General features: G+C 64.9%; 7 protein-coding genes. 4 read left to right on the forward strand and 3 right to left on the reverse strand.

Going from position 1 to position 10,006, the window contains the following annotated elements; all coding sequences use genetic code 11:
- From H8A92_RS37970 to H8A92_RS37980, 3 genes are all read right to left on the reverse strand, one after another.
- The coding region (locus H8A92_RS37970; RefSeq protein ID WP_229200400.1) for a class I SAM-dependent methyltransferase at positions 1 to 271 on the reverse strand (271 nt) is incomplete at its 3' end.
- Between the two features lie 8 nt (positions 272 to 279).
- Positions 280 to 1,590 carry a nucleotide sugar dehydrogenase gene (locus H8A92_RS37975; RefSeq protein WP_229200401.1) on the reverse strand — a complete coding sequence of 437 codons (1,311 nt, stop codon included), beginning with the start codon at positions 1,588 to 1,590 and terminating at the stop codon, positions 280 to 282.
- A 78-nt stretch (positions 1,591 to 1,668) separates the two neighbouring features.
- Positions 1,669 to 2,979, reverse strand: coding sequence for a glycosyltransferase family 4 protein (locus H8A92_RS37980; RefSeq protein ID WP_229200402.1), 1,311 nt, complete (start codon positions 2,977 to 2,979; stop codon positions 1,669 to 1,671).
- Between the two features lie 116 nt (positions 2,980 to 3,095).
- Between H8A92_RS37980 and H8A92_RS37985 the strand changes: the two genes are divergently transcribed.
- From H8A92_RS37985 to H8A92_RS38000, 4 genes are all read left to right on the forward strand, one after another.
- Positions 3,096 to 4,334 (forward strand): glycosyl hydrolase, encoded by a 1,239-nt coding sequence (locus H8A92_RS37985; RefSeq protein WP_229200403.1) that lies wholly within the window; start codon positions 3,096 to 3,098, stop codon positions 4,332 to 4,334.
- Between the two features lie 109 nt (positions 4,335 to 4,443).
- The gene (locus tag H8A92_RS37990; protein WP_229200404.1) at positions 4,444 to 6,624 is read left to right on the forward strand and encodes a bi-domain-containing oxidoreductase; all 2,181 of its coding nucleotides are present in this window, start codon (positions 4,444 to 4,446) and stop codon (positions 6,622 to 6,624) included.
- A 1-nt stretch (position 6,625) separates the two neighbouring features.
- Complete coding sequence (locus H8A92_RS37995) at positions 6,626 to 8,632, forward strand: heparinase II/III family protein (RefSeq protein ID WP_229200405.1); 2,007 nt, start codon at positions 6,626 to 6,628, stop codon at positions 8,630 to 8,632.
- Positions 8,629 to 9,783, forward strand: coding sequence for a glycosyltransferase (locus tag H8A92_RS38000; protein WP_229200407.1), 1,155 nt, complete (start codon positions 8,629 to 8,631; stop codon positions 9,781 to 9,783). Before H8A92_RS37995 ends, H8A92_RS38000 begins: the two co-directional genes overlap by 4 nt.
- The last annotated feature ends 223 nt before the right edge of the window (positions 9,784 to 10,006 follow it).

The raw sequence follows: 10,006 nt of genomic DNA on the forward strand, positions 1-10,006 counted from the left end.
CGCCGCGGCGGAAATGATCGCGGCGGCGCGCCGCGGCGTCGACGCCGGTGACGTCGCAGCCGCGCGCGGCGAGCAGGCGGGACAGCGTTCCGGTGCCGCAACCCGCATCCAGCCAGCGCTGTCCGTTGAGGTCCGCATTCCCGAGCAAGCCGAACATCGCGGCGGTGCGCGCCCTGAAGGTGCGGCTCTGATGCAGCGCCTCCCATCCCGACGAGATCTCGTCGTGGAAGCGGATTTCGGGTCGGTCGCGGGTCTCGGCCATGGCTGCCATGGTCATTCCTACCAGTGGAAGCCGCTCACTCTGGCTCTGACGTCGTCGGGCAGTCCGATATCCGCCAGTTCGAGCACGATCTGGTCGGGGCGGGTTGCCGTCAGCGCCGCAACGAAGCGCGGATCGGCCGTTGTCAGCACGATGATGTCGGCCCAGTCGATCGTCGCTGTGACGTCGTCATACAGCAAGCCGACGAGCTCCGGGTTGCGCATCAGGAAATCCCGGTTGGCGCCGATCAGCTGCGACAGTCGCACATTGGGGTCGTAGATCCGGATCTGGCGCTGCTCGCCGCGCAGGCTCTTGACCAGTTCGACGAAAGGGCTGTCGCGCACGTCGTCGGTGCCGGCCTTGAAGCTGATGCCGAGGAAGGCGATGCGGCTGCCCTCGTGCGACAGGATCCAGTCGGCGCCACGCGACATGATCATATCGTTGCTCGGCAGAATGCTTTCGAGCACCGGTGTCGACAGTCCGCGGCTGTGTGCCAAGTGCTTCAACGCCTTGACGTCCTTGGGCAGGCAGGAGCCACCGAAGGCGAAACCCGGCCGCAGGTAGGCGGGCGAGATGTTGAGCCGCGTGTCCTGCAGGAAGATGTTCATGACGTCGCGGCCGTCGATGCCGAGGGTCTTTGCGATGGCACCGATCTCGTTGGCAAAGCTGACTTTCAGGGCATGCCAGCTGTTGTCGACATATTTGACGAGCTCTGCGGTCTCGACCGGCGGGGTGATCTTGGCGCCGGGCAGGTCCTTGTAGAGCGCCATGACGCGATCGGCGGTTTCCTGATTGAAGGCGCCGACCACCGTCTTGGACGGCGCGTTGAAGTCGGCAATGGCGCTGCCTTCGCGCAGGAACTCCGGATTGAAGGCGAGGTCGAAATCGCGACCGATCTTGTTGCCGGAGGCTTCCTCGATCAGTGGTCCGACGGTGTCGCGGGTGGTGCCGGGCAGCACGGTGGAGCGGATCGTCACGGTATGCGGTGCGTTCTTTGCGCGCAGCCCGCGGCCGATCTCGATGGCAACCTGTCTGATAGCGGTGAGGTCGAGGTTGCCGTTGCCGGACGAGGGCGTGCCGACACAGACCATCGAGATGTCGCTGTTGACGATCGCCTCGGTGGCATCAGTGGTCGCGGTCAACTGACCCGTCGCCACCGCGCGCGCCACCTTGTCGGAGATGCCCGGCTCGATCACCGGCGATCGGCCTTCGCGGATCAGGTCGACCTTGGCAACGCTCTTGTCGACGCCGATGATCTGGTGGCCGAGCTCGGTGAAGCAGGCGGCGCAGACGGTGCCGACATAGCCCAGGCCGAAAATGCTGACATTCATGCTTCGACCTTCAACAACCTGGGACGTGCGCGTGGCCGCGGCCGCGACGCGTTTGACGTGGGTGAGGCAGCGGAGCCTTCAACGCGATGCCCGCCCGGCGGCTGCATTGGCGTTGACGCTGGACGGCTGTGAGGCGGACCGCTCCGTGGTTGGGTTCGCGCGTGGCGCGCGGCTCTGCCAGGGGACGTTCCTTGCGAACAGCGCCTCATAGGCCGCGAGCAGTTTCGGCTCCTCATGGGTCCAGGACAATTCGCGCTCGACGCGGCTGCGGCCGAACGCGCCCATCGCGTGACGCAGCGACGGGTCGTCGATCAACGTAATGATCTTGCCTGCGAAATCCTTGGGGTCGTTCTTCGCCGCATAGAGCGAGGCATCGAGCGCCGAGCGCCGGCCTTCACGAACGTCGAACTGCACGATCGGCCGTCCGAGCGCCATGTACTCCATGATCTTGTTCATCGTGGAGATGTCGTTCATCGGCGTGACGCGATCCGGATTGACGCAGACGTCAGCGGTCGAGAGCATCGTGAACAGCGCATCGTCAGCTATTGCGCCTGTGAAGTTCACGTAGTCGGAGAGCTGCATCTCCTCGCAGAGCTTGACCACCGCATTCCACTCCGGCCCGGTGCCGGCGATGTTGAACTGGATGTCGGTACGTCCGAGATCGTGCACGATGTGGCCGATCGACTGCAGCAAGAGATCGATGCCTTCCGACTGGCCGATGACGCCGACATAGCCGACGCTGTAGCGCCGGCCGCGGCGCCAGGCTGGATCGGCCGGGCGCGAGCGCACCCGCTCGAGATTGGGGCCGGAGCGCACCACGTACACCCGGTTGGCCGGCATGCGGCCGCGCGCGATCGCGATCTCGCGATAGGATTCGTTGGTCGCGATCGAGATGCTTGCCGTCTTGAAGGTGAGATATTCGACCAGCCGCAGCAGATGCCAGAATAAGTCCCGGCGGCCGAATTTTGCCTCATAGAGCTCGGGATTGACGTCGTGATGATCAAACACGAAGCGCTTGCCGCCGAGCTTGAACAGGAGACCGATCAGGAAGATCAGGTCGGGCGGATTGCAGCCCTGGATCACATCGAAGCCGTGCTTCCATGCCACCTTGATCGCAAGCCACGTTTCCCAGAACAGCGCGACCGGATATTCGATGAGATAGGCGGCGATCCCGCGCGCTTCCACCGGCATCGGGTGGCGGTAGATGTGAATGCCCTCGAGGCATTCGTAAGTTTCGTCGTGGCCGCGGCCCTTCGGGCAGATCACCGAAACTTCGTAGCCTGCCTTGCGCAGCGACGTTGCTTCGCACCACACCCTGCGATCGAAAGGAACCGGGAGGTTCTCGACGATGATCAGGATCCGCCGCGGTGATGGTTCAGCTCTCGACATCTGCGATGATCTATACCATTGACCTAACAACATCACAATCTGACTAACATCTGAATTAACATGCGCGGCTTGCATGATGCAATCCCAACACCGATGTGACGGCGGCGAGACACGGAATGGCAGGCAGAGTGAGGGATTGGGGTCAAAGGGCATTGATTGCGCTGATTTTGAGCGCGCTGGTGCCGCTGGCGCACAAATGGCCGCTGCACTGGGATGGTTTGGCCGGTAACGATGCGCTCAATGCGAACCGCGTGAAGGCGGTGATCCCGCCGACACTTTTCGGCATGACGGTCAACGCGATCGGGCAGTCGCAACCATGGCCCGAGTTGAAGTTCGACGGCGTCCGGCTGTGGGGCGCGATCTACTGGGCTCAGATCAACCCGGCGCCCGGCATTTATAATTGGGCGCGCTTCGACGCCATTCTAGCGGCGGCGGAGCGGGAGCACGTCGAGATCGTTCTCAATCTCGCCTTCACGCCGCGATGGGCCGCGTCGGTGAAGGACGCGCCGCCTGCGTTCGCTCCCGGTGCAAGCTCGCCGCCTGCCGATCTGGCGTCATGGGATGACTGGGTGCGCGCGGCGGTCACGCGCGCCGCCGGCCGCATCAAATACTGGGAAATCTGGAACGAGCCGGAAGATCCCAAATACTACTCGGGCGATATCGCCACCATGGTCCAACTGCAAAAGCGGGCCTACGAGATCATCAAGGCCAGTGATCCGACGTTGACCGTGCTGACGCCGCCGTCCAATGGCACGCCCGATGGGTATCGCTGGCAAAAAGCCTTCATGGCGCAAGGCGGCGGGCAATATGCCGATGTCTTCGCCTTCCACGGCTATACGAGCGAACCCGAAGCCGTGATCGGAATCGTCTCGCGCTTCAAGCAGATCCTCGCCGCGCATGGCCTTTCCGCAAGGCCGATCTGGGACACCGAGGCCGGCTGGTCGTCTTATGAGGACAATCCGGACGGGTGCCTGGCGCGCGCCTACATCCTGAAATGGATCAGCGGCGTAGACCGATTCTATTGGTACGAGTTTGCCGGCGGCGGCAGCGACTTCGGGAAATTATGGGATCCGGCGCGCGGACTGCTACCGAGCGGAATTGCCTACCGAACGGTCCAGTCATGGCTGGTCGGTGCAGGCGTGCTGACAGCGGGCAGAACATCGCCATCGACCTGGCGCGTCGAGCTTCGCATGCCGGATGGTCGCAATGGTTTGATCCTGTGGACCACCAAGGGCCGGTCCGTCTATCGCGTCGACCCGCATTTCAGCCGCTACCAGGGCCTCGACGGTGGCGAAGGACCTATCGCCAATGGCGAGGTCGAGATCTCGCCCAAACCGGTCCTGTTGCTGGAATGATATCGATGTTAATCCGCCGGCGATGAGCTAACTTTGACAATGTTCTTGTCTTCATTATGGGCGACAAGCGCGATACAAGGTGCTGTTAACTTGAGGCGATTGATCGACCGTGAAGCAGATCGCGCAGAACTATAAGAGTGGCGAGCTCAAGCTGATCGATGTGCCGGCGCCGCGCTGCCGCCCCGGCGGGGTTTTGGTGCGCACGGCATTCTCGGCGGTGTCGACCGGCACCGAGATGATGAAGTTCACCGAAGGCCGCCTGTCGCTGCTCGGCAAGGCGCGTGCGCGACCGGACCAGGTCGCCAAGGTGGCACGCTCGGTGCGCCAGCAGGGATTGCTGGCGACCTATCAGAAGGTGATGAACCGCCTCGATTCCTATACGCCGCTCGGTTACTCGCTGTCGGGCACCATCGTGGAAGTGGGCGAGGGCGTCGGCGGCTTCTCGATCGGGCAGCGCGTCTGCTGTGGCGGCAATCAGTATGCAACCCACGCTGAGTACAATTGGGTGCCGGTGAACCTCTGCGTGCCGCTGCCGGACAGCGCTGCGCTCGACCAGGCCGCATTCACCACGATCGCCTCAATCGCGCTGCAGGCGATCCGCCAGGCGGAGATCCGGTTCGGAGAGACCGCCTGCGTGATTGGCCTCGGTCTGATCGGGCAGATCATGGTGCGCCTGCTGCGCAGCGCCGGTGTCGTGGTCACAGGGCTCGACAGGCTAGAGGCGCGCTGTCGTCAGGCCGAGGCTGCGGGCGCCGCGGTGTGTGCCGTCGCATCCGACGATGCCGCGGCCTCTTTTCGTGCACGGATCGACCAACTGACCGCAGGCAACGGCGTCGATTGCGTGTTCATCACGGCAGGCAGCGACGATCCCGATCTCGCTTCGCGTTCAGCGGCGCTGCTGCGCGACCGCGGCCGCATCGTCGATATCGGCAAATGCACGCTGAACCTGCCTTGGAATGAATTCTACGACAAAGAGCTCGACGTTCGCTTCTCGCGCTCCTACGGCCCCGGCCGCTACGACCCGCTCTACGAGGAGGGCGGCATCGATTATCCGATCGGCCATGTGCGCTGGACCGAGAAGCGCAACATGGAGGCGATCGTCGCGCTGCTTGCCGACGGACGGCTCGATTTTTCCTCGCTGATCTCCGAAACGGTGCCGCTGGAGCAGGCGACGTCGGCATTCGAGCGCATGAGCCGGGGTGAAGTCGGCCTCGGCATCGTGTTCGCCTATCCGGACGCCGCTTCGCGCGCGATGCAGATGATTTATCGTCCGGCCGTGGCCATGCGCAGCGGCCGGGTGCGGCTCGGCGTCATCGGCGCCGGAAATTATGCCTCCAGCATGTTGTTGCCGCAGCTTGCGAATAATGCGCGCGTCGATCTGGTCGAGGTCGCCACCAATACCGGCCTGAGCGGTGCCACCGCGGTACGCAAATTCGGCTTCGCGCGGGCATCGACCGATGCGGCCTCGGTGCTCCAGGCCGACGATATCGATGCCGTGCTGATCGCGACACGCCATGCATCCCATGCCCAGCTCGCGGCGCAGGCGCTGCGCGCCGGCAAGGCGGTGTTCGTCGAAAAGCCGCTGGCGATCGACAGAGGTTCGCTCGACCAATTGGAGCGGGTGATCCGCGAGACCGGCAACGACCGGCTGATGGTCGGCTTCAATCGCCGCTTCTCGGCGCTGCTGCAGGCCATGCGCGCGGCGTTCGCGCCGGCGGGACCGCAGACGCTGCAATATCGCGTCATCGCCGGCCCGCTCGAAAAATCATCCTGGTATCTGCAGGCCGAGAGCGAAGGCAGCCGCTTCGCCGGCGAAGGTGGCCATTTCATCGATGTGCTGTGCTGGTGGCTCGGTGCCGATCCGGTGCGTGTCTCTGCAAGCGCGGCCGGCAAGGATATCGACAATCTCGTCGCCACCTTCGACTTTGCCGACGGGTCGGTCGCGAGCCTCAGCTATCTCACCGGTGGTGATCCACGGGTGCCGAAGGAGGCGCTCGAAATATCGGCAGGCACGGGCTTTGCCGCCTTCGATAATTTCTCGCGCTTCGAAGTTTGGCTCGCCGGGCAGCGGACGACGAAAAAAGCGCGGCTCGACAAGGGCCAGCGGCCGATGCTGGATGCCTTCGTCGCCGCGGTCGCATCCGGGGCCGCGATGCCGATCGGGCTCGAATCGCTGCTTGCGACCACCCGCGCAACGCTCGCGGTGCAGGAGAGTGCGGCGGCCGGGATGCCGGTCGATCTGACGACCACGGCAGCAGAGCAGGGCGTCGCGCGCGCCTCGACCGCGTGAGATGAATCCGGCCTGGTATCTGCGCAGGCTCCGGCGCATGGAGCCGTCCGAGCTTGCCGGACGAGTGAATGACCAGGTGCTGCGCCAGCTTTGGCGCATCGCGCCGCCCGATGTCGCGCGACGCGCCGGCGCCAGGCTCACTTCCGGCACGCGCCAGCCGCGGTTGAAACTGCTGCCTTTGCCGGCCAGGGCTCCGCGAGAAGCAGCCGAGGGGGTGATCCAGTGCGCCGATCGGATTCTCGCCGGACACTGGCGGATATTTGCCAGGGATCATGCGGCCCTGGGCGAACGGCCCGACTGGTTCGTCGATGTCCGCAGCGGCAAGCGGGCGCCCGCTGACACCTACGCATTTGCGGTTCCCTATCGCGACGAGGCCGCGGTCGGCAACGTCAAATATATCTGGGAGCCGTCGCGTCACCATCATCTCACGGTGCTCGCATCAGCGTATTACCTGACCTCAGACGAGCGCTACGCCAGGCGCGTGGCCGAGCATCTCACAAGCTGGTGGCGCGAAAATCCATTCCCGCGCGGCCCGCACTGGATCAGCGGCATCGAGCTCGGCGTACGGCTGATCTCCTGGGCCTGGATACGCCAGCTGTTGCAGGGCTGGCCCGGCGCTGCCGCGCTGTTCGAGGACAACGAGCTGTTCCTGACGCAGCTTTACGCGCATCAATACTGGCTGTCGCAGTTCCCGAGCCGCGGCTCCTCCGCCAACAACCACATCATCGCCGAGGCCGCCGGACAGTTCGTGGCGGCCTGTGTGTTTCCCTTTTTCCGCGACAGCGCGCGATGGCGGGAGCAATCCGCCGGCACGTTGGCACATGAGGCGGTGGCGCAGACCCTCGCCTGCGGCAGCAACGGCGAACTCGCGACCGACTATCACGGCTTTGTCCTTGAATTGTTGCTCGCCGCGGGGGTGCAGGGCGAGTCGTCCGGCCATCCGCTCGACGATGCGGTCTGGACCACGATGTGCCGCATGAGCGACGTCATTGCTACGATGCTGGACGATCGCGCTCATCCGCCACGCCAGGGCGACGGCGACGACGGCATCGGCCTGTTGCTCGACGATCACTCAGGCAATCGCTGGCTCGGGCTGCTCGCGACCGGCGCGCGCCTGTTCGGTGCTCTGCCATGGTGGCCGCCACTGCCGGAGCCAGATCTGCGGACGTTTGTCTTGACCGACGGCATCGCGGCGCGTGCGATTGCAGGGCGGCCGGCGCGCCGTTCGCATTTGCTGGCTGAGGCGGGACAGGCCTTTCTCGTCGATGCCGAGCGCGCGGTGTGGTGCCGTTGCGACCACGGCCCGCACGGCTTCGGCCGCATCGCGGCGCATGCCCATGCCGATGCATTGTCGCTTGAATGCAGGATCGGCGGAGTCGAGATCCTCGCCGACCCCGGCACCTATTGCTACCACGGTGATCCGCGATGGCGCGCCTACTTCCGTTCAACGCCGGCGCACAACACGCTTTGCCTGTTCGAGCGCGACCAGTCGGTGTCGGGCGGCCCGTTTCTCTGGACCCGGCACGCGCAGAGCCGGCTCATTGCATCAAGCGGCCTGGATGATCGAGATGCGGATGCGAGCTGGGTCGCGGAACATACGGGATATCAGGACGAAGCGGGTCTCGTGCATCGCCGCGCGGTGCAATTGCGGCGGCAAGCGGCGCGGCTCGTCGTCACCGATATTGTGCTTGGTGATGAAGGACCTGGAGATGAAGGCCTTGCGGTGCCGGTGAGTCTGAGCTGGCACCTCGGTCCCGAGGTCGAATGCAAGCTTGAAGGGCGCATCGCGCAGCTCGCATGGCCCGGCGGGCGCGGCGAGCTCGAGCTGCCGGCGGCGCTCAGCTGGATATCATATCGCGGTGACGACACCATGCCGGCCGGCTGGTATTCGCCGTCGTTCGATCTGAAAGTGCCGGCGACCACGCTGATCGGCTCCGGTACGCTCGCCGCCGGCCAAAGCCTGGTGACGGAGCTGCACTGGTTTTCCGACCCTGCGCCCCGATCATGAAGATACTTGTCGCTCACAACAGATATCAGGGACGCGGCGGCGAGGACGTCGTGTTCGAGGCCGAAGTCGAGCTGCTGCGCGGCGCGGGACACTGCGTCGAAATGCTTACGGTCAGCAACGAGGCGATCGATTCGCTCGCCGCGCGCATCGCGACGACACTGTCGATCGCCGATAATGCGGACGGAAAACGGGTCGTGGCGGAAGCGATCGACCGCTTTCGCCCCGACGTCGTCCACGTCCATAACTTCTTCCCGCTACTGTCGCCCGCGGTGTTCGATCTCTGCCGGCAGAAGCGCGTGCCTGCGGTGGTGACGCTGCACAATTATCGCACCATCTGCACCGGCGGCATGCTGCTGCGCGACGGCCGCATCTGCCACAAGTGCCTCGATTACGGCCATCTCTGGGGCGTTGCGCATCGGTGCTACCGCGGATCGCTTCCGGGCTCGATGGCCTCGGCCTACATGATCGCGCGGCACCAGCGCCGCGGCACCTGGAGCCGTCCCGGTTTGCGCCTCATCGCACTGACGCAGTTTGCCAAAACCCTGTTCGCGCAGGCCGGCTTCGATGCGGGCCGGATTGACGTGAAGCCGAACTTCATGGCCGATCCCGGGGCGCCTGATCCCGCCACGCCGCGCTCCGGATTGCTCTATGTCGGACGGCTGAGCCGCGAGAAGGGCGTCGGCGTGCTGCTTGAGGCCGTTGCCGGGACCGGCGTGCCGTTGCGGATCGTGGGCGAGGGGCCTGAGCGCGTTGCGCTCGAGGCGCGTGCGCCCGGCAATGTCACGTTCCTTGGCGCGCTCTCGCGCGCCGAGGTGCTGCGGGAAATGGCGAATGCCCGGGCCTTGGTCCTGCCGTCGTTGTGGTACGAGGGCTTTCCCATGGTCGTGGTCGAAGCCTTCGCACGGGGCACGCCGGTGATCGCGTCCGAGATCGGCGGACTTGCCGAAGTCGTGACCGCGGGCAAGACCGGCGTGTTGGTGCCGCCGGGCAACGCGGTCGCGCTCCGAAGCCGGATCGTGGACATTCAGGGTGCGCCGGACCTCGCCGCGGCGTGGGGACGGGCCGCACGGGCGGCTTATCTCGAGTTCTACGCGCCGGATGAGAACCTCCGGCTGCTCGAGGCGATCTACGCGCGCGCCGCCGCTGGATGATCGCCGCAGTCGGTCGCTTCGTCGGGGACCGGACGCGGATTTGCTGTTTCCGCGTCCTCGTCACCGGCAAATCGCGTCAAATCTGATGTTAATTTGTTATTTCGGCGTCCGATCCGGCGCCGCACCAGGCTCGGCTTAGCGGTCGACGCGCGCCGATTCTGCGGTCGACTCCCTGGGTTTCGTCTGGCTGGCGCCCGCAGCCTGCAACTAGAGCGTGATGAGA

Origin of the sequence: Bradyrhizobium acaciae, assembly GCF_020889785.1 — a bacterium.
Taxonomy (GTDB): Bacteria; Pseudomonadota; Alphaproteobacteria; order Rhizobiales; family Xanthobacteraceae; genus Bradyrhizobium; species Bradyrhizobium acaciae.